The following is a 23,026-nucleotide window of genomic DNA, read 5'->3' on the forward strand; positions in this document are numbered from 1 at the left end:
CGGGATGACAGGATTTGAACCTGCGACCCCTTGACCCCCAGAACGGTGGAGAACCCGTTTTAGCTGCTCAAGTGGGGTTTTGACGGTGTTCGCCAGGTGTGTTCACGTGCATGTCGTGTGCGACTGAACCGGGCGTGTGGTCCCAAGTTGGTCCCAAGCCAGCGGGGCGCAACCTAGAGCTGTTGGCACGGGTTTCTGCCAAGGTTGTAGCTCGATTGAACCGTGTCTACATGATCGGCTTGTGGCAGGCTCGGTACATGTGGCTAGAGATCGCCGATCAGGTTGCCTCGGTGACCTCGGCCTTCTTTGGCGGGGTCGGACTCGTGCTTACCGTGGTGGCCTTGTGGTCTGAGCGGAAGCGTCGGGCATCGCGGTGCTTCCCGCAAGAACCGGATGAGATCAAGGACAAGTCGCGGTTGGTAGTCCCAAAGCGTAGCGAGTGGGTACCCGACGCTAGCCATCTTCCGGCTCCACGGAGAGTCCGCTGGAGCGGTGTGCCTTTCAGGAAGCACAGTGGATCCCGCCGTATCGGTGGAGCAGGGGGCGGAAGTGATCCTCTTCGGCGACCTCCGCTCCTTCTGCGTGTTGGGGTAGTGCTGCTGATCTTGTCCGTAGTCAGTGCTGTGATTGCGCTCGTTCTATAAGGTCAAGTTGTATTGATTGCGGTGCGGTAGCCGCTGATTACCGGCCGTGGTTGCCGTTGGCTGTCCTTCGGGCTCGTTGCATGTCCCGACCTCGGCGACTAGCGATTGCAACTTGTCGTTGCTTGCCTTCGGTTTCCCCTGGAAGGGGTCGTTTAAGTAGGGTTTCGGTAAGGTCGGTTTCGAGTCGAGGATGCTTCTTGTGTCCGTCCGGTCCAATCCCTCAAGAAGAATCTGGCTCTTTGGCTCGCCGAGAAGCTTCCCATTCGCTGTATTGGCGTTCAATTTCGACATGCGCAGAGTCGTAGTCGTTTCTCACTTCGCGTAGAAAGTTTGACGGCTCCTGAGTTTTCTCTCCGCGTAAATATCGACCTAGGATGGAACGTCCCTCTTGGCAGCAGCGCCATATCACGGTTTGAGGTTCTCCGTGGTCTCCCTTGCCGAAACTAGTCAAAACCCATGCGTCTTCGAGGATTTCGTATACTAGTCCAATTTGTTGGCGCACAGCTTCATCGTTCAGGTACTCGATAGCTTCCCCGAGGCGATCGTGCTGTTCGCGATCAGGGCTAAGTTCGCCCTCGGGTGCGGGACTGTTCCATGCGGCAACTAGCTTGCGGTGTCGTTGTAGATATCGCAGCGCGGCGATGGCTTCTCTTGCCTTCTCTCGACCTTGTTCGCTGAGCTCTTTATCTCGCTCGAACTTTTGCTGTCGTTCCTGGCTTCTTCGGGATTGACGACTGCCAAGCCAGCCGCCAATGCCAGCCGTGATTCCAGCTGCAAGCACGGAATTTGCTGGACCCAGCCAATCCCAAGCCATTGCTCCTCCTGCTGTCCAGTCGCTAACTGTGACGCTAACTCTAGTTAGATTGATCGTATTTCTTGTAGTCGTTCAAGAGTTTCTTTAGGCAGAGTTCTCCAAACTTTGTTATTCTCCAGAATGTTCCGAAGCTTAGACCACCTTCGCTTGCGCTGGTAGCGAGGCCGAGCGCTTCAAGGCGGGCCAGACTAGAGTCCAGTACCGGAGAAAGCTCGGGAAGCTCTATTGCGAGTGTCCGTGAGCCACCTTCATGGTGATACTTGCTCCAGTTCTCTGCGGTTCTCATGTGCAGAAAGATTTTGAGATCAGAGGGTTCCAGGCTTGCGATAGTGGAGAGTATTCGCTGACTTTCATCAACGATTGCAGCATCTGCGGCGAGTATGCCTTCTGCTGCGATCTGTCCATAAAATTTTACTCTCTGGTCCTCCACTGTTTTCTGTGCAGCTTCCATTGCTCGTGCTAGAAGTTCAAGCTTGCGATCATCGTTAAGTGCGAGAGAGATGAACTCCTCTGGGTCTACGCCGGACTTGAGAGCTTCTCCGACTGCCGTATTGATTCTGGCTGCGCGCAGTCGTGCTATTCTTTCGACTAGCTGCAACGGGAGGCTCTTTGTGACTCCTGCCGCAAATCCTCCAATGGCGGAAGAGGTAATTGGATCGACGCCGTAAAGCATTGCTACGGCTTTGGCAACTTCGTTGGCTATGTTGCTGAAAACTTCGGCAGGGACTGTGTTCTTTGAGGGTTCAATTTCGGACATTATTGCTTCCTGTATGGTAACCGTGAATCTGCGTATGGGAATACGTTCGTGTATTATCTGCTTGATCGTGAGAGTAGGGACGCTTGTCGTTAAAAAGACTACCGATCGAGTTCGATTTGTGTTGTCGGAGCAGGTGTTGGCCTGTCGGTTCTGAGTGTTTGTTGCTTGACCAGCCACAGAACTCGAGGCAAAGGGAACCGGACCGCAGGCCCGTCAGGGCCGAGGACCGGAAGCCCTGCGCAGTCGCGGCCCCCCAACCACGCCGCCAACTCAGCCACGCCGAGGGCCGCGTACGGACGAACCCCGATCCGAACTGGGGGCTCGGGCGGCCTGCCTCTGTTCTGGCCGGCCGCCCGAGCCCCCAGTTCCGCGGCTTCCCCCGGCGATAGCTGTCTAACCCGGCATGCTCGGTGTCGTGCTCTTGGTCCAGCTTCACCGCCAGACTCTCGTCCTCGTAGCGCGTTCACCCTCATCCCTGCGGCAGGGACGCCGACAGCTCTCTCCTTGAAATGTGCGCGGCCTTCGCCGACCCGGCGCGGGACCGGCCGCCAGGCCGCAGCCCGCTGGCCGGGGGCGGCAAGATGCGGGCCGCGCCGACACGGATCCAAGTAGATCCGCTGATCAGCGGCCCCGGAGGGGCCGCCTTGATGAAGTAAAGAAACTCTGAACACGCTCGCTCAGGTGGTGTGCTACCAGTGGCAGCGGTGTCGGCTCTGTTGGCGATCATGGGGGTATGAGCAAGGGGAGAGGCGATGACCGCCCGGTGTACCGCGTGTTGGGGTATTCCACGGTGGCGGTGGTTGCGGTGTTGGTGGTGGCTGGTGGGGTGGGGCTGGCGGCGTGGTTGCTGCTGACCTACGGCAGTGGCAACGAGGTGGACCGTGGCCGGTTGGATGCGATCAAGACCGCCGGTGCCATCGTGCTTGGGTCGGGAGGCCTGGTCGCTCTCTGGTTGGCAGTGCGGCGGCAGCGCACCACCGAGATCGCTTTGAAGCAGAAAGACCGCGAGCACGACCACGCCGAGCGAGACGCTGCCGAGCGTCGGACGACAGAGCTGTACACCAAAGCCGCCGACCAACTCGGCTCCGACAAGGCACCAGTACGGCTGGCTGGCATGTATGCGTTGGAACGCCTCGCTCAGAGCAACCCAGCCCAGCGCCAGACAGTGGTCAATGTGCTGTGCGCCTACCTGCGTATGCCCTACACCCCCACCGTCCTGACCTTGGCCTCCGCACATGACCCAACACTGTCGGTGGCTACCGAACAGACCACCCCAGTCGGAGAGCAGCCCGCTCCTGAGGACACAACGGCACAACGGCAAGAGGTCGAACGGTATGAACAGGAGCGTCAGGTCCGGCTGACCGCTCAGCGAATCCTCACTGCACACCTTCGTCCCGGCGATAACCCGTCCCTTCCAGTTGAAACATTTTGGGAAAAGATCGACCTGGATCTGACCGGCGCCACACTCCTAGAACTTGACTTTTCCCAGTGCTACATTCACGCCGCCGAATTCGGCGGGGCACAGTTCAGTGGAGACGCTTGGTTCCATAGGGCACGGTTCGGTGGAGATGTCAAGTTTGGTGGAGCGCATTTCAGTAGTGAGGCTCAGTTTAGTTCAACGAAGTTCAATGGGAGCGCTATGTTCGGTGGGGCGCAGTTCGGCAGGGACGTCTGGTTCGGCTATGCGCAGTTCAGCGAAAGCGCCTGGTTTAGTGGGGCGCAGTTCAACGGAGATGCCTGGTTCAGTCAGGTGCAATTCAACGGAGATGCCTGGTTTGGTGGTGGCCAATTCAATGAGGACGCCTTGTTTAGTGACGCGCAGTTCAGCGGAGGTGCCCGGTTTGGCGGGGCGCAATTCAACGGAAACGCCTTGTTTGATGGGGTAAAGTTCAACAAGAGCGCCTGGCTTAGGCGGGCGCAATTCAATGAAAGAGCTGAATTCGACGAAGTGCGGGTGCGCCTGGATCTATTGGCAGAAGTAATGCGAACCTGGCCAGACAACTACATCGTCACCGAGCCAGCTTCAGAAGCCGACGGACACCTACCAGGACACGACGGTCGGTGGGGCCATCTGGTGCATGCCAACACTAATAACCTCCCGCAACACCACGCAACCTGAGTCAGCGAACTAGCCGCCACCACCGACGTACGCCGCTCGGAACGGACGTCCTCGACTAACAGCGCTCCCGGATCGCCTCCTGTGCTACGGCGGTCTCCTTGCGACGCTGAACGTCAAGGACGTCACTGACTACGTCGAGCACGAAAATTTGCAGATCATCAGCAGGTAGTGCGCTGGACGAACGAAGGGGCTCTCGGATCGACCGAGAGCCCCTGCAAGCTGCGTGTCGTTGTCTTTGCGTTCTTCGTCGCATGGGGTCGCCTACACGTTGGGGATGACGCGCTTGTCGTACCCGGCCTGGACCAGGCGCTCGTAGGAAACCCAGGCCTCGGTGGGGATCTCTTGCGGGATCGCGAGTCCTTGGTCGCCGTAGACCCGGATGCGTTGGGTGTCAGCGACGATGGTGTTGATGACCTTCGCGTCGTCGCCGATCCCAGCCAGGTACTCCACCAGCTCGACGTCCTGGGAGGAGCAGACGACCTCGACCTCGGGCCAGACCTTCCGGCACGCCGCGTAGGCCCGGCGCTGCTGGTACGGCCGCGACACGAGCAGCACCGACCGCACCTCGATGCCCCGCGACTCCAGCAGTGCGCGGGACAGTTCGATGTTGGCGGTGGTGTGCTTGGCCTCGGGCTCCACGAGGACCGCTTCGTCCGGTACGCCAAGGAATAGCGCGTGTTCGCGGTAGTGCACAGCTTCCCCGCGCGGGAACCGGTCGACCGTCGTCGGCGCGTTCGCTCCGCTGAAGACGATCAGCGGGAAGTAGCCCGCGTGAAACAGCTCCGCGGAGTGGGTGGCGACCCCGAGGTCGTGGCTGCCCAGCCCGATCCCGACATCGCAGCGCTGAAGCTCGTGGCCCATGTGGTTGTAGTCCCACAGCACCTGGACGTCCGCCAAGACGCCGGCGGGCAGCTCGTTCTCCATGGCCGCGCTCCTAGTCGGGAATCGGAAAGGTGTAGGACCAGGCGAACCGACTCGCCGCGTGCACGCCACGCGCGAACTCGACCGGCACGCCGTCCTTGGTCACCGTGCGGCGCTTGAGCACCATCACGGGTTCCCCTGCGGGCAGTTTCAGCAGCTCGACCTCATCCGGGCTCGGCATCCGCGCGAACACGGTCTCGGTGATCGCATCGGGCTCCAAGCCCTGCATGGTCAGCACTGCGAACCCGCCGCCACGGCCTGCGGGACCGGGCGTCGGGTCAACCAAGGGCGTTCCCTCGACGTGCTCAGGGCGGTAGTAGCTAGTCAGCACGTGCGTTGGGGTCTCGCCGTCTTTGACCAGGCGGCCGCGCTCGTAGACCTCGCTGCCGACCGCGACGCCTAGAGCCTCGGCGATCTCCGCGTCTGCCTCGGTCTTGCTGACGGTGTTGGTCTGGTCGCTCGGCTTCCACTCGCGGCCGGAAGCTTCACGGTCGGCGGCGAAGGCGACCAGGCCGAACTTCCACTTGCTCTTGGCGTAGCGCTCGGCGCCAAGTCGCTTCATCGCGGGGCGCTCACGGACGACGGTTCCCCGACGCCGGACCGGAGTCACCAAGCCCTCGGCTTCCAGCACCGCGACAGCCTTGCGGACGGTGTTGATGTTCACCCCGTACTCGGCGGCAAGTTCCTCTTGCTTGGGCAGAGTGCTGCCAGGCGGGTAGTCGCCTCGCTCGATCGCAGCCCGCAGGGTGCTCGCGAGCTCCCGGTAGCCAGTGCTCAAGGGGACCTCCTTCGGGAGAGATAACTCTATCTCTAGAGCCCACGACCAGCGGGAACGGTCGATAGAGATAGTTCTATTGACAGTCGAGAGCTTACCGTGTTCAATAGAGATAGTTCTACTGGACACGACGACAGCGCGGCGGCACGGTCGCCTTGGAGGCAGTCATGAAGAACATCCCGCTCCCCGTGGACCTCTCCGGCTACAAGCTGATGATCACTGAAGACCCGGAGATCAAGACGTTCACCAACGACCAGGGCGTGGTGGAGACGGCGGTGGACCGTGACACCAAGACCCCGCTGTACGTGGTGTCGCTGTTCATGAAGTCGGCCGATAAGTCGGTGAAGCGCAAGGGCATCGAGATCAAGGTGACCCTGTCCACCGACCCGGGCGACGCCTTCGAGGAGGGCGACTACGTCGCGTTGGTGGAGCCGACGGTGTCGTTGTGGCAGAACGACAAGGGCTCGGGCCTGACGTTCAAGGCCCTGGGCTTGCAGCCGCTGAACCGGGTCGCCAACGCGGCCTAGCTCTCGGAAGCCCTGCCCCGGTCGGCGGGCGGCCCGTGTTCGAGTCGGGCCAGGGCGCGCAGTGATTCGTATTCGGCCAGTGCATGTGGTCTGCGGTCCTGTTCGAGCCGGACCCGAATACGTGGTCGTGTTCTTTGAGAATTCCACAGTGGGCCGAACTATGCTTTCTTCCGGTGCACTTTGTGTACCGGGGGAAGCGATGATCCCCGACCTGGAATCCGTTTCGTGCGGGTCGGGGGTTGTCGTCTCCCTCGAAAAGGGAAAGGCAGGCTCGGTCAGTGAACGCCCTTCGACTTCACTGGCTGGGCCGTTCCACGTAAAGGAGCGATTCCATGCCCAATAACAACGACACCAACACCGACGTCGAGGACCTGGAGGCGCTGGCCAAGTCGGTCGGGTACCTGAAGTTCGTCGCCACCTGCTGTTTCTGTGGTCACCCGGTCCCGGCTGGTCAGGTGGCCCATCGCGGTTGCGGCTGAGTCGCGGTGGCTCCGAGGTCGGCGGTGGTGGTGTTGCCGCCCGCAGACGTGCATTTCTCCTCCGGGTGCCCGGAATGGAACTTCCGGGATCTGCTGGACGACGAATTGCAGGTTTGCGGGCAGCATCACCACGGCCGCGTCATGGTGAACATCCGCGAGACCAGCAACCCCACCGTATTCGAGGCATTCGTGTGGCTCACGCCCGCGCTGGCCCGTTTCGTCGCCGGGGCCTTGGTCGCCGCCGCTGAGCACGTCGAGAACAACGCACGGGAAATGAGGTGACACAGCATGGAGGACCAGGCGGCCGAGTTCGCCTCACGGTGGCCGGTCGAGCGGCTGGCCGAGTTGCTGGGGTTCGTCCACCGGGACAACCCGCAGTTCTGCCTCATGCGGCACAGCCACCGGCGGGTCGTCTGCTTCTACGCCGACGACCCGGACAAGGAGATGGTCACCGCCGATGCCGACCACGAAGAGATGGTGGAGGTGTTGGCGGCCAAGGGATTCCTCGTCCAGGACGAAGAAGTCCTGTTCTTCTACGACGGCGAACACGACCCCGTCACCGGGCACAGCGTCCGGTTGAGCAGGACGGGCGAGAGCTTGCGTGAGCACTACTCCGGCCTCGCTGGGGCCTAGATGCCACGCGCACCGAGAACGCACCACACGGATAGGAGGGAACGGGCGTGCAGATCACGTTGCCGGGCTCGCAGAAGCGGGCCATGGAGAAGTACCAGGAGCTGGTGTCCGCGATGGATTTCGTCCGTCAGGCACTGGACTTCGCTGAGAAGCTGATCACCACGCACCAGGGTGGCCGCTCGTACTGGGCGGTCCCGTCACAGGACGAGCTGATGGTCCACCACAAGAAGTGCGTGGATGAGCTGGAGTCGTTGCGGGCCAAGGCCAAGCGGTACGAGGCGGCTCTCAACGCCGCGAAGTGGACGGTGAACTAAGCCATGGCAAGCATCCAGTTCGAAGAGACCATCGAGCAGCTGGCGGCCTCGATGAAGCACCTCAAGGACAAGACCAAGGCCGTCCCGCACCAGCAGATGGGCCTCTCCGGCGCGCACCGCCGCACCGTGCACGCGGTGTCGCTGCTGCTGGTGCATCTGGAGGACGCCAAGTCCGCGTTCACCGGCGACTACTAGTCCCCGCGGCTTCACCCCCAACCTTCGAGATCGGCCCCGCCCGGATACGCCGGATGGGGCCGATCTCGTTGTGTCCCAACGATTTCCCTGCACTCAAAGACTTTCCGAGACTTCTAGGTGGTGGTTCGTGATGGGTACCTCGACGCGCAGGAAGGGCCGTGAGTTCGACGTCGCGCTGTGGTTGGCGCGGCACCCCGGCGCGGTGTTGCTGCCGGGTTCGGTGTCGGCCTCGGTGATGCAGCTCGGTGCCACGACCACCGCCTCGATCGCCGGGGGCGCGGCCGCTGGGTTGCTGGCCTGGTACCGGGGGCACCCGGACTCCTTCGACACCGTGGCCGCCCCGCGTTTCCGGGCGTGGTGGCGGCGGTGGGCGAGCAAGCGCTACACCGGGATCTTCTGGCGGGACACGTTGCTCGCGTGTGACCTGGTGCGGGAGAACCGCAAGACCCAGGAACTCTACGTGCCCCGGATCGTCAAGATCCGCTCGTTCACCCCCTCCATCGACACGTTGTGGGTGCGGTTGGTGCCGGGCCAGTCGGCGAAGGCGTGGATCGACAAGACCGAGGAGCTGGCCGACGCGCTGAAGGTCGAGCGGGTCTCGGTGGAGAAGGTCCGGCCGCAGATCATCGCCCTGGTGGTGCAGCGCACCGAGTCCTTCACCGAGGTCATCGACGCCCCCGACATGCCCACCGACGCCGAGCTGGTGGACCTCACGGCGCTGTGTGTCGGGGAGACCGAGTACGGCGATGACTTCACCCTCGGTGTGCAGGGCCAGCACGTGCTGGACGCCGGGGCGACCGGGTCGGGCAAGAACTCGCTTGGCTGGTCGCTGCTGCGGCAGATGGCCCCGATGATCCGCGAGGGCTCGGTCCGGGTGTGGGGCGCGGACCCGAAGGAGATCGAACTCGCCCCGGGGAAGGATGCCTTCTACCGCTACGCGGCCGACGAGGAGTCCATCCACGAGATGGTCTCCGAGTATCACGAGGATCTTCGCGACACCAAGGCCAAGCTCAAGGCCGCCGGGCTGCGGAAGTTCACCCCCTCGCCGGAGACCCCGTTCAACCTGCTGCTGGCCGATGAGCTGGGCGCGATCGTCGGCTTCGGCGACATGACCTACCGCAAGGACTACCGGAGCTGGTTCCCGGTCATCGGCACCCAGGGCCGGGCCACCGGACACGGGCTGCTGGGCATGGTGCAGGAGCCGAACAAGGACACCGTCCCGTTCCGGGACCTGTTCACCACCCGGTTGTGCCTGCGCGTGACGGCGGCCCAGCACGTGGACATGGCCCTCGGCGATGACGCCCGTCTGCGCGGTGCTCTGGCTGATGAGATCCCCAACGATCCGGCCACGGCCGGGATCGGCTACGTGGTGCGTCAGCGCTCCCGCACCCCGATGCGCATCCGCCTGTCCTACGTGGACGACGCCGAGATCGAGGAGTTCGTCCGCTACGTCACCGGCGGCCCGTCGCTGCGCGTCGTCGCCGCCTAGGTCTGTTACCCGCCAACGGTTTCCCGGCGCTGCCTGCGCCAACACAATTGCAGAGAGAAGGTGAGGCGTTATGCCCCCGACGGTCATCATCGACGTCAATCGGCGCACGCTGGCGTGGCTGACCAAGGTCGTGGTCACCACCATCCTGACCGGTGTCGTGGCCTACGCCGTGTACGGCTGGGTCGGCGCGGCCGTGGTCGCCGGATCGGTCCTGGTGGTGCTGCTGGCCCTGTGGGGCCTGTACCGGCTGATAGTGCGGTGAGCGCCATGGAGCCGATCCGTCTCCAGTCCTTCGGCTACCGCCACGGACCACCACCGGACGGTGCCGAGGTCATCGACACCCGGCACCTTCCGGTGGATCACGCCACGCTGGCGGGCCTGGCGCACCTCAACGGCCGCCACGCCCGCATCCTGCGGCTGGTCACCGGCGTGCCGGGTGTCCGGGCCTTCATCACCAGCCTGGTCAACCACGCCCTGGCGCTCCCGGCCGATCAGCCTCGCCGGATCGCCCTCGGGTGCGAGACCGGACGGCATGTGTCCCCGGCCCTGGTCACCACCGCGCACCTGCACTTGCGTGCCCGGGGCTACCGCGTGGTCCCGCTGCACCGCGACATCTACACCGGCCGGGGTGAGCGGTGATGCCCGGACGCCGTACCCCCAGCCCCAACCAGCTCGACCTGTTCTTCGAGGCCCCGGAGGAGCTCAAGGTCCGCCCGGCGATCCCGGACATCCGCCCGCCCTCGGGGGTCGGCGGGAAACCCGAGGTCGCCGACGCGGTCCTAGACGGTGTCCTACGCGGCCGGTACGGGCTGATCGAGTCCACCGGCCGCATGGTCGCCCTCGACGGAGACGGCCACTGCCGGATCACCGAGGACGAAGACGTCCTGGAATCCCTTCTCTCCCAAGGCTATCTGCTCCACGGAGACACCGTGTCGGTGCGCCACGGGGCCATCCGGCGCGACGTGGTCTTGCTGCGGCTCTCGCCGACCGGGGAGCTGTTGCACCGCCGCTGGCGGCTGCTGCGCCCCACCCGCTAACCCAACCCATTCACTTGAGAGGAGGTGGACGTCGGTGTCTCGACGTTCCCAGGCCCCGGCCGCGCCGGGGGAGACCCGCAAGGTCGCCAAACTCCGTCAGCAGAAGGCCGAGTCGCAACAGCTCCGGGGCCTGGTGGACGACCCCGACCTCAACGCGGTGAAGATCGAGGCCACCCGCAGACGCATCACCGGCGGCATGTGGTTCTTCCTCGCCCTCGGGCTGGTGTTCACCACCGCCGGGGTCCAGGACTTCCTGGCGGGAGACCGTCAGCTCACTGACCCGGTGTGGTGGGCGGCGTGGCTGGTGGAACCCATGGTCGCCGGGATTCTGATCATGCTGCTGCGGTTCGAGACCGAGGTCATCGCACGCGGGATCGAGGTCAACTCGCCTCGGGTGGACTGGCTCAAACGCATCCTGTTGGGCTCGACGTTGTTCATGAACGTCTACCCCTCGGCGTTCCCGCGTGAGGGGGAGCGTGACAGCGGGATGGTGATGATCCACGCCCTGGTGCCGGTGGTCATGTACCTGGTCGCCGAGATCATGCCCGTGGTCCAACGCCGGATGCGCCAGGCCGTGCTGAAGGGCTATGCCGACGCTGCCCGCGTCCAGGCCGAGGCCGAGGCTGCCGACCAGGCCGCGCCGGTTGAGCAGGCCCGGCCGGTTGATCCGACCACGCCGACCAGGCACGAGGACCAGGCCGACGGGTCCGAAACCGCCGGCCGTTCCGCAGAACGCCCCACGTTCACGGTGCCCCGACAGGTCATCCCGTCGGCCCCGGCAGAGGCGCCCGCGCCCAAGCCTGCGGCCGTGCCCGGTTCGTTGGAGCGGTTCCGGCTCCCGGCCTCAATGGCCGAGGCGATCACCACCAAGGCCACCGAGGTCACTGCCTCCGGCCGTGAGCTGACTCCGGAGGACGTGCGCGCGGTCGCGCGGGTGCCACACACCCTCGCCGAACAGATCGCCGCCGCGCTGCACCGGCCGGTCACCGGCCACGCCTTCAGCTAACCCCCTGACCGCCCCGAGGGCGGGACACCGGCCACCATCACGGCCTGGTGTCTCGCCTTCTTTCCGTTGGGAGACAAGAACATGACCAAACCTGAACAGACTCGCGTGGACGGCCTCGCACCGCTGTTCCTCGCGGTCTCCTGCTCCACCACCCGCCGCCAGGTCTCGGTGCTCCTGGGGACCGCGCTCGGCCACACCCGCTCCCTCGACCTCGGCCTGAACGAGGCGGTGGAGCTGTTCCGGGGCCTGTCGGCGCACCTGCGCTACCTCGGCGTCGACGTCGACGCCCTCTACCCGATCGACGCCATCAACCAGTAGAAGTGGAGGTCTTCCGCGTGGACGCGCCGACTCTTGACGATCGCATTGCCCGCCGCGTTCAGGCGGTGGATTTCCAGTCCTGGAAAGACAAGGTCACCTCCACCGGTGGGTGCCTGCACCCGGTGCGGCTCACCGGGGCGTGGTCGGTCACCGACACCACCACCGGCACCGTGCTGGCCGACCGCTCCGGGCACATCCTCGCCCCGTGCAACAACCGGCGTGCCTCGGTGTGCCCGGCCTGCTCGGACCGCTACGCCGCTGATGCCTTCCACCTCGTAGCGGCGGGGCTCTCCGGCGGCAAGGGCGTGCCCGAGACCGTCACGACCAAGCCGAGGATCTTCGCGACCCTGACCGCGCCCTCGTTCGGCGCGGTGCACGGCCGACGGGTCTCTGGCAACGGCAAGACGATGCCGTGTGGCTGCGGGGGCTTCCACCACCCCGACGACCCGCGCCTGGGGACGCCGATCGATCCGGAGTCCTACGACTACACCGGCTCGGTGCTGTGGCAGGCCAACCTCGGGCAGCTGTGGCAGCGCTTCATCACCGTCCTGCGCCGCTACCTCGCCCGCGCGGCCGGGTTGACCGTCCGGGAGTTCGGCGACCACGCGCGTCTCTCCTACGGGAAGGTCGCGGAGTACCAGCGGCGGGGGCTGATCCATTTCCACGCGGTGATCCGGGTGGACGGACCCGACGGTCCCACCAGCCCGACCCCGAAGTGGGTCACCGCGGAGCTGCTGAACGAGGCGATCGCGACCGCTGCCCGGTCGGCCTGCCTCTCTTCCGGCCGGCCGAACGGGCAGCCCCTGGAACTGCGCTTCGGCTCCCAGGTCGATCTGAAGGTCATCCGCCCCGCCGCCCTCGATGCGTTCGAGGACCCGGCCGGGGAGATCAGCGAATCCCGCCTCGCGGCCTATGTCGCCAAGTACGCGACCAAGGGCACCGGCAAGACCGAAGGCCCGGACCGGCGGATCCGCTCCGAGCTCGACATCGAGCACCTGGTCGTCTCCGAGCATCACCGGCGGATCATCCGCACCTGTTGGGAGCTCGGCGGCATGCCGGAGTACGCCTCGCTGAACCTGCGGAAGTGGGCGCACATGCTCGGCTTCCGGGGCCATTTCCTGTCCAAGTCCCGCAAGTACTCCACCACGTTCAAGGACCTGCGCGAGACCCGCTCCGCCTGGCGGCGGGCCGAGGCCCTGGAACGGCTGGGAGTCACCGAGGACCAGGTCCTCGTCGTGAACCACTGGGACTTCACCGGCATCGGCTACGCCGACGACGCCGAACGCGAGCTGGCCGCCGCGATCGGTGAGCGGGTCCGGGAGCAGCGCAAACGCAAGTACGAGACCGAACGGCGTGACTCCGAGCGGGCCGCCAGGAAGGAGAACGACCATGCCTGAGTTGCGCGGCGAGATTCCCTCGCAGGACGAGACCGGCCAGAGCAGCCTCAATAACGTGAGCCTGCTGACCGGCAGGTGGTTGTCGACAGAACAGCTCTCGGCGATGCTGGGTGTGGACAGCTCGACGTTGCGTCGGTGGCGTACGGCCGAACCGATTCAAGGTCCGCCGTTTGTCAGGCTTACCTCGCGGGTGACTATGTACAGCACGCTCGATGTCGAGAAGTACTTGCGGGGCAAGCGGATTGTGCCGGGGGCTGCCGCATGAGTGGGAAGCTGATCTTGCCGGTCGGGGTCACGCTGACCTCCGACATCGAGGAACGGCCCGGTGCGTCAGGCACGAGCTACCGGGCTCGCGTTCGCTGGCGTGATCCCGTGACTCGCAAGCGCACCTCGCGTTCGGAGACCTTTCCCGCTGTTGAGGAAGCGGAGTCGTGGATCGACAAGCTGAGAGAGCTAGCCGCCTCCGGTGTGGACCCGGCCACGGCCACGAAGACGCTCGCCGAGTACGGGGAAGCCATCATGCCGCTGGCGCTGCGGGGTCTGGAGCCGAAGACGACTGACCCCTACCTCGCTGGCTGGCGCAAGCGGGTGGTTCCCACACTGGGCCATCTCAGCGTGCAGATGGTGACCAACGGGATCGTGGACCGCGCCGTGTACGGCTGGATCGCGGACGAGTGCAGTCGTTCCACGGTGAAGAACAGCCTCGCGATTCTCGTCCGGGTGATGGAGCAGGCGCTCCGAGACGGGCTCGTCGACCGCAATCCGGCCCGGATCACGGGGTGGCAGAAGGAGTTCAAGCGGGCTGAGGACGAGTTGGATGATCCGCGTTCGCTGGCGCTGCCGGACTGGTTCACCTTGAACAGGCTCGCTGACGCCTTGGTGGCGAACTCCGGAAATGAATACGTCGGCTGGGGTGAGGTCGTCATCTTCGGTGCCTGCACCGCTGCCCGAATCGGTGAAGTCTCAGGTTGCCGGGTGGGCGACATCAATACTGATGAATGGACGTGGACGATCCGGCGCCAAACCACGCCTTCGCCTGGTGGTGTTGTCGACAAGGGCACCAAGGGCAAGCGGGCTCGCGTGGTTCCGTTGATCGAGGAGGTCCGAGAGCTGGTTCAGCGGCGAATCGCCTTGACGGATGGAACCCGCGACGCTCGTCTGTTCACCGGTCCTCGCGGTGGACGGATCACCACGGCGGTACTCCGGGATGCCACCGGATGGGACGACGTGGTGACGAAGCTCGGGTTCGAGCACCTTCGTCGACATGATCTCCGGCACACCGGCCTGACATGGATGGCGGACGCTGGGGTACCGGTGCACCACCTACGCAAGATCGCTGGACACGGGTCGCTGACGACCACACAGCGGTACCTGCACCCGGATCGTCAGTCGGTCACCGATGCGGGGGAGTTGCTGTCCCAGCATCTGAGCGGGTCCCAAAGTGGTCCCAAGCTTCGCGTCGTGTAGATCATGAGCATAGGTCGCCGAACACCAAGAAACCCTCTCTGACCTGCGTCGGAGAGGGTTTCTTGTGACCGTCGGGATGACAGGATTTGAACCTGCGACCCCTTGACCCCCAGTCAAGTGCGCTACCAAGCTGCGCCACATCCCGGTCTTCAGCGCTCTCTCAAGCGCTGGGGAAAGACTAGCCCACACCCTGATCCGATTCCTAATCGGGGGGTACTTGGGCGCTGGCCTGCGGAAACTCCGGTGCCGGACGAGGTGGGGTGGATCTTCGGGAAGGAGGGTTCACCAGATCGGGGCGACTCCGGCCGCGAGCGCCGCCAGCGCGAGCATCGCGAACAGCAGGTCGACCGCGATCGGGACGCGGCGGAGCCTCACCCGGGCCACCCGGCTCACGGAGTGACAGCGCTGTTCCCACCAGGTCCGGAGGTCGCCGCGGGGACGGTGATCGCCTGGCGGTGGAGGTTCGCGACCGCCGCGCCCGTGGTGATCGTGAAGGTCGCGAGCACGTCGGGGTCATGTGTCATGGGAGGCACTGGTCTCCAGCTGGTCGGCAAGGCCGCGAGGGTTCGAGCGGACGCCTGATCGCCTGGGCGGTGGCGGCGGGGCGGCTTCGCCGAGATGGACGAACAGGGACAACGTGTTGCCCCGCTGGTCCTGCACGGACACGAAGCCGTAGCCGCGCTCGCCGGTGAGGCGTCGGCCCTGCTGGACGAGGGCGCCCGCTCGCTTTCAGTGGAGGTCGCGGTCGGGATGTGCAGGGGCTCGTTGCGCGCCGAACTGGCTCTGCGACCAGGTGATCTCACGCAGGCCGGAGCCCTTCAGATCGAACTCGCCCGCTAGGTGGTACTTCGCCACCTTCCGGTGGCGATGCCGATCGTGCACTGGCAGTTCTGGATCAGCGAGGTCTCCTGCTGGAGCCTACGAGGCTCTTCCTGTAACCGGACGCCTGCCCGGATGGCGTTGCCGCTGCCGGTGGAGTCGAAGACCGCGAGCACGCACCGCAGGGAAACCGCGTCCTCGACGAGATCAGCGGCCCAGACTGTCCTTTGTGGACTAACTAGTGCACGCGGTAACACCACCTCACCGCCCCCTGGCGCCCTCACCCGTGTGCCCCTCTTTTCGCGTTAAGCCTCCACAACGCGAAAATCCGGCCACGCCAGCTGGCCCACGCGTGTGCGCCACCTCGGGCATCGGGACGACATGCAGGACAGGCGCTAGCCGGGGAAGGGCCACGCGTTCGCGGCGCACCGCTTGCCGTCGCGGGGAACCCTGGTGCCCTGGTTGGTCCCCGCCGAGATGTCGGCGACCTCGTCGTTGGCGGTGCTGAAGGTCTGCTGCATCATCACCGGTGCCGCGGCGCCGTCGGCGTGGCACACCTCGTGGCCGTTGCCGAACGCGTGGCCGACCTCGTGGTTGACCATGTACTGCCGGTAGGCCGCCAGATCGCCCTTGAAGGCGACCGCGCCCCGGACCCACCTGGCCGCGCTGAGGAAGACACCGCCGCTCGTGCGGCAGGACACGTCGACCGGGATCTCGAAGCCGCACGTGGCCCGCGCGGTCTCCTGCGACACGAGCCGGATCCGGACGCTGGGTGTACCGGAGTCGATGCGCCGCACCGAGATCCTGCCCCCGCCGGCCCAGCTCCTCGGGTCCTCCAGCGTCGCCTGCACCGCGCGACCGAACTCGATGTCGCCCTCGGGCAGCTGCACGCCGTTCTCGATCTCGACGGTGTAGGTGTAGAGCCTGCCCTGGCCGACGCGCTCCGACGTGCCCGGCACCACCCGCCAGCCGCCCTCGCCTCGCGCCGGGATCGTCGGACCGTCCGGCAGAGCGGCGGAGCCGGAGCCCTCGGCGGGCGGTGGTGGCACCGGAACGGGTGGCATCGACGGCAGCGAGCCCGCGGGACCGATCGGCCGGAACTGGTCGACCGGTTCCGTTGTGGACGGTGCGGTCGAGACGGTGGACGTGGCACCAGGTGCCGACACGCTGTCGGCGGGTCCTTCACACGCGCTGACCGACATCCCCACGGCCAGGACGAGTGCGACGCAGACGGAGCCCGCGAGACGGGGGCGAAGGTGTGCTGTGCTCATGCCATCAAGGTGTGCGGCAACTATGAAGAACCTGTTGGCTCGCTGCTTGACTTCGGTGATCGAGGCGAACTGTGAAGAACCCGTTGCGTCCGCTGAAGGACGCGGTCCGCTGCTGCATACTGCGCTCATGGGCGCGCACATTCTGGTCGCCGAGGACGACGTCAACCAGGCGGAGCTGGTCCGGCGTTACCTTGAGCACGACGGGCACTCGGTCGTGGTCGTGCACGACGGGCGGGCCGCCATCGACGAGGCACGGCGGCGCGGACCGGACCTGCTGATCCTCGACGTGATGATGCCCAAGGTCGACGGGCTGGACGTGTGCCGGGTGCTGCGCGCGGAGTCCGACGTGCCGATCGTGCTGCTCACCGCGCGCTCGGTCGAGGACGACGTGCTGCTGGGCTTCGACCTCGGCGCGGACGACTACATCACCAAGCCCTACCGGCCGAGGCAGATGGTGGCCAGGGTGCGCACGATCCTGCGCCGCGCCCGCGTCTCGCGCACCAGCGGCGCCACCGTGCTGCGGGTGGCGGACCTGGTGATCGACCCGATCCGGCACGAGGTGACCCGCGGCGGGGAGGTGGTCGAGTGCACACCAGCTGAGTTCCGTCTTCTGTCCACTTTGGCCGGTGAGCCGAACCGGGTTTTCTCCCGTAGCCAGCTCGTCGAGGGCTGCTACGGCATCGACGGCTACATCACGGCGCGCACCATCGACGTGCACATCATGAAGCTGCGCAAGAAGATCGAGCGCGACCCGCGCAAACCCGAGTACCTGCTGACGGTCTACGGCATGGGCTACAAGCTGGTCGACCGGAAGCGGGGCTGAGCCGGTGGCGCGCAGGCACAACCTGCTCGTCCGGTTCTTCGCGATGTCCGTGGTGATCGCCGCGTGCTCCATCGCGGTGACCGCTTGGCTGGCCAGCGAGGCGACCAGCAACAGCATCCAGCAGGAGCGGGGCGACGCCCTGGCCACCGACACCATGATCTACGACCGGCTGCTCGGGTACGCCGCGGCCAACCCCACCTGGGCCGGGGTGCCGGAAACCGTTGCGGCGCTGGCGACGCAGACCGGACGCCGGATCGCACTGACCGTCGGGGACAGCGTGGTCGCCGACTCCGGTGGCCCGGACGCGCCGCCACTGCCCGTCCGGCAGAACGCCATCGTGGACCCGCTCAACGTCGACCAGAACCTCCGGGGCGGTACGTCGGCGGATCCGATCGACCCCCGCGCGGTCGGACCATTTCGGCTCTCGCCCTCCGAGTCCGAGAAGATGCGCGTGATCGCGGAGAACCGCGCGGGGTGCGACCGGCAGGACGGCAGCACCGTCACCGTGGTGGTGGACCCCAGCGGACGCCCCAGGGTGGTCGCGGACGGCAGGCAGCAGAAGCAGAAGCGGCCGATAGGCAGCGCTTGCTTCGTGCCTGAGCCCGATCCGTTGACGGCGACGACGACAACGGAGATCGAGGCCAGCAAGCGGCTCGCCGAGCTGCTCCGCGCCTGCCTCACCCGGGTGAGCCCACCCGTCGTCCTGCCCGACTGGTGGCCCCAGCCTGCGCGGGAGGCCCACTGGTACCTGAACGCGCCGCCGCCGGGGCCGCAGGCGCCGCAGGTCACCCGCTGCGTGGAGAGCTCGCGGCGGGAACAGCTGACCCCCTACGTCGCCCCTGCCGCGCGGCTGTTCCTCACCGCCCCCGCCAAGGCCGCTGGTCCCGACCTGTCCACGGCCGGGCTGCCGCGGATCACCCTGGCCGCGCTGGGCGTGCTCACGGTCGCGGCGGTGGCGGCCTGGCTGGTCGCGGCGCAGCTGGTGCGGCCGATCAGGGCGGTGACCTCGGCTGCGGGCCGGATGGGGGAGGGGGACCGCGCGGTCCGGGTGACCGGCGTGGGCAAGGGCGAGCTCGGCGAGCTGGCGGCGGCGTTCAACACGATGTCGCAGCGGCTGGAGGACACCGAGCGGCAGCGCAAGGAGATGGTCAGCGACATCGCGCACGAGCTGCGCACCCCGCTCGGCAACATCACCGGTTGGCTGGAGGCCACCCAGGACGGCATCGCCAAGCCCGACCCGGAGCTGATCGCGATGCTGCTGCGCGAGGCGTTCCAGCTGGAGCACATCGTCAACGACCTCCAGGACCTCGCGCAGGCGGACGCGGGGACGCTGCGGCTCTACCCCGGCCCGGTGGACGCGGCGGACCTCGTCGAGCAGGTCACCGCGGCGCATCGGACGCAGGCCGAGGAGAAGGGCGTGAGCCTGCGCGCGGACGCCGCGGGCCCGCTGGAGCTCGTCGCCGACCCGACCCGGCTGCACCAGGCGTTGAGCAACCTGGTCAGCAACGCGGTGCGCTACACCCCGGAAGGCGGTCGGGTGACCGTCCACACGCGACAGGAAGGCGAGCACGTGCTGTTCGAGGTCGCCGACACCGGAGTCGGGATCAGCGCCGAGGACCTGCCGCACGTGTTCGACCGGTTCTGGCGGGCGGAGAAGTCGCGTAGCCGCAGCACCGGCGGCAGCGGTCTCGGCCTGGCGATCACCCGGCAGCTCGTGCGGGCGCAGGGCGGGACGGTCTCGGTGACCAGCGAACCGGGCCGGGGCAGCACGTTCCGCATCCTGATGCCCGTCGGCCCCGACTTCCTGTCGGAGTGACAAGAGGATAGCCTCGCGGGGTGACGAGGACACGTCGTGCCCGGCTGAAGGTCACGGTCGCAGCGGACCTGGTGATCCTGACCATCCGGGACGGACGGCTGAACGTGCTTGTGGTGGAACGCGCCAACGAGCCGTTCGCCGGCGAGCTCGCCCTGCCAGGTGGCTTCCTGCGCGGCGGGGAGAGCCTGGACGACACCGCGGCGAGGGAGCTGGCCGAGGAGACCGGGATGGACGCCGCCTCGCTGCACCTGGAGCAGGTCGGGGTGTACTCCGCGCCGGACCGGGACCCGCGCGACCCGAGGGTGATCGCCTCCGCGTACCTGGCCATCGCGCCCGACCTGCCGTTGCCCACCGCCGGATCGGACGCGCGTGCGGCGACGTGGCTGCCGGTGGAGCGGGTGCGGGAGACGGGCCTGGCCTTCGACCACGACGAGATCCTGCGCGACGCGGTGGAGCTGGCCAGGGTCAAGCTCCAGTTCACCACCTTGGCGACGGCCTTCTGCGGCGCGGAGTTCACCATCGGCGACCTCCGCGAGGTCTACGAGGTCGTGTGGGGCGTCCAGCTCGACAAACCCAACTTCCACCGCAAGGTCACCGACGCCGAAGGGTTCCTGGTGGCAACTGGTGGCAAGCGGCCCACTGTCAACGGGCGGCCCGCCGCGCTCTACCGCGCTGGCCCGGCGCGGGAGCTGACCCCGCCGATGATGCGGCCGCGCCGCGCGACGCAGTCAGCATGACAATTGGCTGTGCTGAGCTTTGATGTCGTTACGACATTAAGCTGGCCTGGTGGCGTGCGAGGAGACGACGGGCCTACTTCGGCCGCGCGGAGCGCAGGATCGCCGGGTGCAGCAACGTGGCGGGTCCCCTGCGGTAGAGCGCGGCGGGGCGGCCGCCCTGGCGCGTCGTCTGCTCGCCGGTGGGGATCAGGAAGCCCTCGACGCCGGTGACCTTGCGGTGGAAGTTGCGCGGGTCCAGCTCCTCGCCCCAGACGATCTCGTAGACCTGGCGCAGGTCGGTCACGGTGAACTCCGGCGCGCAGAAGGCCGTCGCCAGCGTGGTGTACTCCAGCTTGGCGCGGGCGCGTTCCACCGCGTCGGCGACGATCGCCTTGTGGTCGAAGGCGAGCAGGGTGCGCTTGCGCAGCGCCTTGTCCACCGGCAGCCAGACGGCCGCGTCGGCGTCGCCGCCCGCGGTGGGGGAGGGCAGATCCGGGACGAAGGCCAGGTAACAGACGGTGACCACGCGCCTGCGCGGGTCGCGGCCGGGGGTTCCGTAGGTCCGCAGCTGTTCCAGGTGCAGTCCCTCCGGCCGCAGCCCGGTCTCCTCGGTGAGCTCGCGGGCCGCCGCCGCGTCGATGTCCTCGCCCGCGTCGGCGAGGAAGCCGCCGGGTAGGGCGAGCATGCCGCGGTAGGGCTCGATTCCCCGCTCCACCAGCATGATCTGGAGCGCGCCCGCCCGCACTGTCAGCACCGCCAGGTCGACCGCGACGGCGACCTCGGGGATCGTCCAGGTGTGCTCAGCCATGCCCGTCACTTTCGGTTGCCGTCGGGATGACGAGAGTCCGCCCGCGCTCCAGCCGTACGTCGCCGCCAGCATACCGCCGTCCTTGGGGTGCAAGCCTGTCTCGACTATCTGTCACATTGACGAGAAATGGGGACTGTGGTTGGCACCGATCCCTTCCGGGACCGTTTGTTCCGTCACGCAAGGGAAAACCCCGTCCACCTGGCCCGTCACCACGTGGGAGTGAGCCGGTGATCGTCATCCTGGCCGCGCTGGAAGTGGAGCTCCGGCCGGTACCCAGTTCGACGTCGGCGCGCCGAGATCCCATCCCCGGCGCCGGAAAGCCGTGGCCGCCACCGGGATGGGGAACCTGACGGCGGCTCCCTGCTCCGGCCGCACTCGTGGGAGATGCCGCACATGATCGAGCAGGCGGCGCGGCGGCTGCCGAGGACGAACGAGTGGCACGGACTGCTGCCAGCGGAGGGCAGGGCGCTCACGCCCGCGGTCCACTTCGAACCGATCGCGGCGGGTGATGTCGTGCTGAACTCGCGTACATCGCCTGTGGCGGAACGGCTTCGGCGCAACTACAACGACGCGGTCGCGGTGGACATGGAGGACGCGGAGTTCGCGAAGGCCGGTCACCTCAACGAGTGGATTCCTCTGGCGGCGGTGCGAGGTATCAGCGACGTGGCCGGTGGGGAGAGGGCGAAGACCGACGACGAGGCCGACGACGGCAGCGAGGAGTCGAACCGCCCGCCGTCGCCCCGGATCCACAACACCAGCATCGCGAAGGGCAAAGCCCAGGTCGGGCAGCAGAGCGGTGTCAACTTCGGCGCTTTCTACCAAGGGCGTCACCGTGCCGGAGGTGACGCGGAGGGGTTGCTGGCCGACTTGCTGCGCAGCGGGCGCGGCGGCACGGAACTCGCCTACTACTGCGCGCTCGCTGAACGTCCAGGGAAAGGGAGTCCTCGGTTCCGGTCGGTGTGATCGTCCGCAATGGACGGTCCTGGGGGTAGGCACATTCGTGTTAGTACCGGACACGAATGTGCCTTCTTCCTTCCTGAGCAAGGGAAAACCAGAATGAAGGACATGAAGAACGTGATCATCTCCGGCGGCACGGACGGCATGGGGCGCGCGACCGCCCTGCGCCGCCTCGAACGCGGCGACGCCGTCACCGTGATCGGCAGCAGCGAGGCGAAGGGGCGCGCGCTGGTCGACCACGCTGCGAACCCGAACCTCCGGTTCCTGCGCGCCGACCTGTCGTCGGTCGCCGAGGTCGAGCGGGTCGTGCGGCAGGTGTCCGAGCTGCACGAGTCCGTCGACGCGCTCGCGTTGTTCGCCAACCGGGTCAACGCGAAGCGGATCGAGACGCCCGACGGCCTGGAGTCCACCTTCGCCCTGTACTACCTGAGCCGGTACCTGCTCGGGCATCGCCTTCGCCCCCTGCTCGACGCGAGCCCCGCGCCGGTGGTCATCAACGTGGCGGGCGTCGGCACCACGGCAGGACGGATCCACTGGGACGACCCGCAGCTGACCTCGAACTACGGCCAGGTGCGCGCGCAGCTCCAGGCGGGCAGGGCCAACGACCTGCTCGGCGTCGCGTTCTCCGGCCGTGCGCGTTATGTGCTGTACCACCCCGGTTTCACCCGGAGCGGCCTGGACGGACACGAGAACCCGTTGGTGCGCGGCGCACTCCGGCTGCTGGGGAGGGTGTTCGCCCGTCCGGTGGAAGAGGCGGTTCGTCCGATCGTGGAGTGGATCGACATTCCGCCCGGGGCTCCGCTGACCGCGGTCGATCGGGGAAAGCCGGTTCCGCTCTCACTGAAGACCCTCGACCCCGATGACGCCGCTCGGCTGGCCGCCTACACGCAAACCCTTGTGCGATGAGGGCATCGCTGAAGCGAA

At 66.4% G+C, this 23,026-nt stretch carries 30 protein-coding genes and 1 tRNA gene; 22 read left to right on the plus strand and 9 right to left on the minus strand.

Annotated elements, in window-relative coordinates; translation table 11 throughout:
- Positions 1 to 864: 864 nt before the first annotated feature.
- A complete protein-coding gene (locus tag ACFFQA_RS37455; RefSeq protein ID WP_377862564.1) occupies positions 865 to 1,458 on the minus strand; it encodes a hypothetical protein in 594 nt (197 codons plus the stop codon).
- 40 nt (positions 1,459 to 1,498) lie between these two features.
- The gene (locus tag ACFFQA_RS37460; RefSeq protein ID WP_377862565.1) at positions 1,499 to 2,215 is read right to left on the minus strand and encodes a hypothetical protein; all 717 of its coding nucleotides are present in this window, start codon (positions 2,213 to 2,215) and stop codon (positions 1,499 to 1,501) included.
- A gap of 733 nt (positions 2,216 to 2,948) precedes the next feature.
- Here ACFFQA_RS37460 and ACFFQA_RS37465 point away from each other — a divergent pair.
- Positions 2,949 to 4,334, plus strand: coding sequence for a pentapeptide repeat-containing protein (locus ACFFQA_RS37465; RefSeq protein ID WP_377862566.1), 1,386 nt, complete (start codon positions 2,949 to 2,951; stop codon positions 4,332 to 4,334).
- A 261-nt stretch (positions 4,335 to 4,595) separates the two neighbouring features.
- Here ACFFQA_RS37465 and ACFFQA_RS37470 read toward each other — a convergent pair whose 3' ends face one another.
- The gene (locus tag ACFFQA_RS37470; RefSeq protein ID WP_377862567.1) at positions 4,596 to 5,258 is read right to left on the minus strand and encodes a YdcF family protein; all 663 of its coding nucleotides are present in this window, start codon (positions 5,256 to 5,258) and stop codon (positions 4,596 to 4,598) included.
- A gap of 10 nt (positions 5,259 to 5,268) precedes the next feature.
- Positions 5,269 to 6,033 (minus strand): GntR family transcriptional regulator, encoded by a 765-nt coding sequence (locus ACFFQA_RS37475; protein WP_377862568.1) that lies wholly within the window; start codon positions 6,031 to 6,033, stop codon positions 5,269 to 5,271.
- A gap of 164 nt (positions 6,034 to 6,197) precedes the next feature.
- Here ACFFQA_RS37475 and ACFFQA_RS37480 point away from each other — a divergent pair, with 164 nt between their 5' ends.
- From ACFFQA_RS37480 to ACFFQA_RS37550, 15 genes are all read left to right on the plus strand, one after another.
- Complete coding sequence (locus tag ACFFQA_RS37480; protein WP_377862569.1) at positions 6,198 to 6,557, plus strand: hypothetical protein; 360 nt, start codon at positions 6,198 to 6,200, stop codon at positions 6,555 to 6,557.
- Positions 6,558 to 6,889: 332 nt separating this feature from the next.
- Positions 6,890 to 7,036 (plus strand): hypothetical protein, encoded by a 147-nt coding sequence (locus ACFFQA_RS37485; protein ID WP_377862570.1) that lies wholly within the window; start codon positions 6,890 to 6,892, stop codon positions 7,034 to 7,036.
- Positions 7,037 to 7,060: 24 nt separating this feature from the next.
- A complete protein-coding gene (locus ACFFQA_RS37490) occupies positions 7,061 to 7,318 on the plus strand; it encodes a hypothetical protein (protein WP_377862571.1) in 258 nt (85 codons plus the stop codon).
- Between the two features lie 6 nt (positions 7,319 to 7,324).
- Entirely contained in the window at positions 7,325 to 7,669 is a 345-nt protein-coding gene (locus tag ACFFQA_RS37495; RefSeq protein WP_377862572.1) for a hypothetical protein, read from the plus strand.
- Positions 7,670 to 7,716: 47 nt separating this feature from the next.
- The gene (locus ACFFQA_RS37500) at positions 7,717 to 7,983 is read left to right on the plus strand and encodes a hypothetical protein (RefSeq protein WP_377862573.1); all 267 of its coding nucleotides are present in this window, start codon (positions 7,717 to 7,719) and stop codon (positions 7,981 to 7,983) included.
- 3 nt (positions 7,984 to 7,986) lie between these two features.
- Entirely contained in the window at positions 7,987 to 8,178 is a 192-nt protein-coding gene (locus tag ACFFQA_RS37505) for a hypothetical protein (RefSeq protein ID WP_377862574.1), read from the plus strand.
- Between the two features lie 130 nt (positions 8,179 to 8,308).
- Entirely contained in the window at positions 8,309 to 9,667 is a 1,359-nt protein-coding gene (locus tag ACFFQA_RS37510) for a cell division protein FtsK (RefSeq protein WP_377862575.1), read from the plus strand.
- A gap of 70 nt (positions 9,668 to 9,737) precedes the next feature.
- Complete coding sequence (locus tag ACFFQA_RS37515; protein ID WP_377862576.1) at positions 9,738 to 9,929, plus strand: hypothetical protein; 192 nt, start codon at positions 9,738 to 9,740, stop codon at positions 9,927 to 9,929.
- Between the two features lie 5 nt (positions 9,930 to 9,934).
- Positions 9,935 to 10,306, plus strand: coding sequence for a RapZ C-terminal domain-containing protein (locus ACFFQA_RS37520; RefSeq protein ID WP_377862577.1), 372 nt, complete (start codon positions 9,935 to 9,937; stop codon positions 10,304 to 10,306).
- Positions 10,306 to 10,704, plus strand: coding sequence for a hypothetical protein (locus tag ACFFQA_RS37525; protein ID WP_377862578.1), 399 nt, complete (start codon positions 10,306 to 10,308; stop codon positions 10,702 to 10,704). The genes ACFFQA_RS37520 and ACFFQA_RS37525 overlap by 1 nt, the downstream gene beginning before the upstream one ends.
- Before the next feature lie 34 nt (positions 10,705 to 10,738).
- Complete coding sequence (locus ACFFQA_RS37530) at positions 10,739 to 11,710, plus strand: hypothetical protein (protein WP_377862579.1); 972 nt, start codon at positions 10,739 to 10,741, stop codon at positions 11,708 to 11,710.
- 81 nt (positions 11,711 to 11,791) lie between these two features.
- Positions 11,792 to 12,028 carry a hypothetical protein gene (locus tag ACFFQA_RS37535; protein WP_377862580.1) on the plus strand — a complete coding sequence of 79 codons (237 nt, stop codon included), beginning with the start codon at positions 11,792 to 11,794 and terminating at the stop codon, positions 12,026 to 12,028.
- A gap of 65 nt (positions 12,029 to 12,093) precedes the next feature.
- Positions 12,094 to 13,425, plus strand: coding sequence for a replication initiator (locus tag ACFFQA_RS37540; protein WP_377862581.1), 1,332 nt, complete (start codon positions 12,094 to 12,096; stop codon positions 13,423 to 13,425).
- The gene (locus ACFFQA_RS37545; RefSeq protein WP_377862582.1) at positions 13,418 to 13,690 is read left to right on the plus strand and encodes a helix-turn-helix transcriptional regulator; all 273 of its coding nucleotides are present in this window, start codon (positions 13,418 to 13,420) and stop codon (positions 13,688 to 13,690) included. The genes ACFFQA_RS37540 and ACFFQA_RS37545 overlap by 8 nt, the downstream gene beginning before the upstream one ends.
- Before the next feature lie 203 nt (positions 13,691 to 13,893).
- A complete protein-coding gene (locus tag ACFFQA_RS37550) occupies positions 13,894 to 14,892 on the plus strand; it encodes a tyrosine-type recombinase/integrase (RefSeq protein ID WP_377862583.1) in 999 nt (332 codons plus the stop codon).
- Positions 14,893 to 14,963: 71 nt separating this feature from the next.
- Here ACFFQA_RS37550 and ACFFQA_RS37555 read toward each other — a convergent pair.
- Positions 14,964 to 15,037 (minus strand) — tRNA-Pro (locus ACFFQA_RS37555).
- A gap of 244 nt (positions 15,038 to 15,281) precedes the next feature.
- Positions 15,282 to 15,416, minus strand: a complete 135-nt coding sequence (locus ACFFQA_RS37560; protein WP_377862584.1) for a hypothetical protein — start codon at positions 15,414 to 15,416, stop codon at positions 15,282 to 15,284.
- Positions 15,417 to 15,510: 94 nt separating this feature from the next.
- Here ACFFQA_RS37560 and ACFFQA_RS37565 point away from each other — a divergent pair, with 94 nt between their 5' ends.
- Entirely contained in the window at positions 15,511 to 15,732 is a 222-nt protein-coding gene (locus ACFFQA_RS37565; protein WP_377862585.1) for a hypothetical protein, read from the plus strand.
- Here ACFFQA_RS37565 and ACFFQA_RS37570 read toward each other — a convergent pair.
- Positions 15,729 to 15,971, minus strand: a complete 243-nt coding sequence (locus ACFFQA_RS37570; RefSeq protein WP_377862586.1) for a nucleotidyl cyclase domain-containing protein — start codon at positions 15,969 to 15,971, stop codon at positions 15,729 to 15,731. The two genes, ACFFQA_RS37565 and ACFFQA_RS37570, sit on opposite strands and share 4 nt — an antisense overlap.
- A 135-nt stretch (positions 15,972 to 16,106) precedes the next feature.
- Positions 16,107 to 16,982 (minus strand): DUF3152 domain-containing protein, encoded by an 876-nt coding sequence (locus tag ACFFQA_RS37575; protein WP_377862587.1) that lies wholly within the window; start codon positions 16,980 to 16,982, stop codon positions 16,107 to 16,109.
- 127 nt (positions 16,983 to 17,109) lie between these two features.
- Here ACFFQA_RS37575 and ACFFQA_RS37580 point away from each other — a divergent pair, with 127 nt between their 5' ends.
- The 3 genes from ACFFQA_RS37580 to ACFFQA_RS37590 are packed head-to-tail and all read left to right on the plus strand — an operon-like array spanning position 17,110 to position 20,358.
- Complete coding sequence (locus tag ACFFQA_RS37580) at positions 17,110 to 17,805, plus strand: response regulator (RefSeq protein ID WP_377862588.1); 696 nt, start codon at positions 17,110 to 17,112, stop codon at positions 17,803 to 17,805.
- Positions 17,806 to 17,809: 4 nt separating this feature from the next.
- Positions 17,810 to 19,621, plus strand: coding sequence for a sensor histidine kinase (locus ACFFQA_RS37585; protein WP_377862589.1), 1,812 nt, complete (start codon positions 17,810 to 17,812; stop codon positions 19,619 to 19,621).
- A 20-nt stretch (positions 19,622 to 19,641) separates the two neighbouring features.
- Positions 19,642 to 20,358: an NUDIX hydrolase gene (locus tag ACFFQA_RS37590; RefSeq protein WP_377862590.1), complete on the plus strand. Its 717-nt coding sequence runs from the start codon at positions 19,642 to 19,644 to the stop codon at positions 20,356 to 20,358.
- A 73-nt stretch (positions 20,359 to 20,431) separates the two neighbouring features.
- Here ACFFQA_RS37590 and ACFFQA_RS37595 read toward each other — a convergent pair whose 3' ends face one another.
- The gene (locus ACFFQA_RS37595) at positions 20,432 to 21,145 is read right to left on the minus strand and encodes an NUDIX hydrolase (protein WP_377862591.1); all 714 of its coding nucleotides are present in this window, start codon (positions 21,143 to 21,145) and stop codon (positions 20,432 to 20,434) included.
- A 393-nt stretch (positions 21,146 to 21,538) separates the two neighbouring features.
- On the opposite strand from ACFFQA_RS37595, the gene ACFFQA_RS37600 reads away from it, so the two are divergent.
- Positions 21,539 to 22,108 (plus strand): 5'-methylthioadenosine/S-adenosylhomocysteine nucleosidase family protein, encoded by a 570-nt coding sequence (locus tag ACFFQA_RS37600; protein ID WP_377862592.1) that lies wholly within the window; start codon positions 21,539 to 21,541, stop codon positions 22,106 to 22,108.
- A gap of 102 nt (positions 22,109 to 22,210) precedes the next feature.
- On the plus strand, positions 22,211 to 23,008 hold the full coding sequence (locus tag ACFFQA_RS37605) for an SDR family NAD(P)-dependent oxidoreductase (protein ID WP_377862593.1): 798 nt from the start codon (positions 22,211 to 22,213) through the stop codon (positions 23,006 to 23,008).
- Positions 23,009 to 23,026: the final 18 nt, after the last annotated feature.

This window comes from Allokutzneria oryzae (assembly GCF_042429765.1).
Lineage (GTDB): Bacteria > Actinomycetota > Actinomycetes > Mycobacteriales > Pseudonocardiaceae > Allokutzneria > Allokutzneria oryzae.

Excerpts from the sequence above, each read along its gene's own strand:
- ACFFQA_RS37455 (WP_377862564.1), bottom strand. The coding sequence starts at position 1,458 with ATGGCTTGGGATTGGCTGGGTCCAGCAAATTCCGTGCTTGCAGCTGGA.
- ACFFQA_RS37460 (WP_377862565.1), bottom strand. The coding sequence starts at position 2,215 with ATGTCCGAAATTGAACCCTCAAAGAACACAGTCCCTGCCGAAGTTTTC.
- ACFFQA_RS37465 (WP_377862566.1), top strand. The coding sequence starts at position 2,949 with ATGAGCAAGGGGAGAGGCGATGACCGCCCGGTGTACCGCGTGTTGGGG.
- ACFFQA_RS37470 (WP_377862567.1), bottom strand. The coding sequence starts at position 5,258 with ATGGAGAACGAGCTGCCCGCCGGCGTCTTGGCGGACGTCCAGGTGCTG.
- ACFFQA_RS37480 (WP_377862569.1), top strand. The coding sequence starts at position 6,198 with ATGAAGAACATCCCGCTCCCCGTGGACCTCTCCGGCTACAAGCTGATG.
- ACFFQA_RS37485 (WP_377862570.1), top strand. The coding sequence starts at position 6,890 with ATGCCCAATAACAACGACACCAACACCGACGTCGAGGACCTGGAGGCG.
- ACFFQA_RS37495 (WP_377862572.1), top strand. The coding sequence starts at position 7,325 with ATGGAGGACCAGGCGGCCGAGTTCGCCTCACGGTGGCCGGTCGAGCGG.
- ACFFQA_RS37505 (WP_377862574.1), top strand. The coding sequence starts at position 7,987 with ATGGCAAGCATCCAGTTCGAAGAGACCATCGAGCAGCTGGCGGCCTCG.
- ACFFQA_RS37510 (WP_377862575.1), top strand. The coding sequence starts at position 8,309 with ATGGGTACCTCGACGCGCAGGAAGGGCCGTGAGTTCGACGTCGCGCTG.
- ACFFQA_RS37515 (WP_377862576.1), top strand. The coding sequence starts at position 9,738 with ATGCCCCCGACGGTCATCATCGACGTCAATCGGCGCACGCTGGCGTGG.
- ACFFQA_RS37520 (WP_377862577.1), top strand. The coding sequence starts at position 9,935 with ATGGAGCCGATCCGTCTCCAGTCCTTCGGCTACCGCCACGGACCACCA.
- ACFFQA_RS37525 (WP_377862578.1), top strand. The coding sequence starts at position 10,306 with ATGCCCGGACGCCGTACCCCCAGCCCCAACCAGCTCGACCTGTTCTTC.
- ACFFQA_RS37535 (WP_377862580.1), top strand. The coding sequence starts at position 11,792 with ATGACCAAACCTGAACAGACTCGCGTGGACGGCCTCGCACCGCTGTTC.
- ACFFQA_RS37545 (WP_377862582.1), top strand. The coding sequence starts at position 13,418 with ATGCCTGAGTTGCGCGGCGAGATTCCCTCGCAGGACGAGACCGGCCAG.
- ACFFQA_RS37560 (WP_377862584.1), bottom strand. The coding sequence starts at position 15,416 with ATGACACATGACCCCGACGTGCTCGCGACCTTCACGATCACCACGGGC.
- ACFFQA_RS37565 (WP_377862585.1), top strand. The coding sequence starts at position 15,511 with ATGGACGAACAGGGACAACGTGTTGCCCCGCTGGTCCTGCACGGACAC.
- ACFFQA_RS37575 (WP_377862587.1), bottom strand. The coding sequence starts at position 16,982 with ATGAGCACAGCACACCTTCGCCCCCGTCTCGCGGGCTCCGTCTGCGTC.
- ACFFQA_RS37580 (WP_377862588.1), top strand. The coding sequence starts at position 17,110 with ATGGGCGCGCACATTCTGGTCGCCGAGGACGACGTCAACCAGGCGGAG.
- ACFFQA_RS37595 (WP_377862591.1), bottom strand. The coding sequence starts at position 21,145 with ATGGCTGAGCACACCTGGACGATCCCCGAGGTCGCCGTCGCGGTCGAC.
- ACFFQA_RS37600 (WP_377862592.1), top strand. The coding sequence starts at position 21,539 with ATGATCGAGCAGGCGGCGCGGCGGCTGCCGAGGACGAACGAGTGGCAC.
- ACFFQA_RS37605 (WP_377862593.1), top strand. The coding sequence starts at position 22,211 with ATGAAGAACGTGATCATCTCCGGCGGCACGGACGGCATGGGGCGCGCG.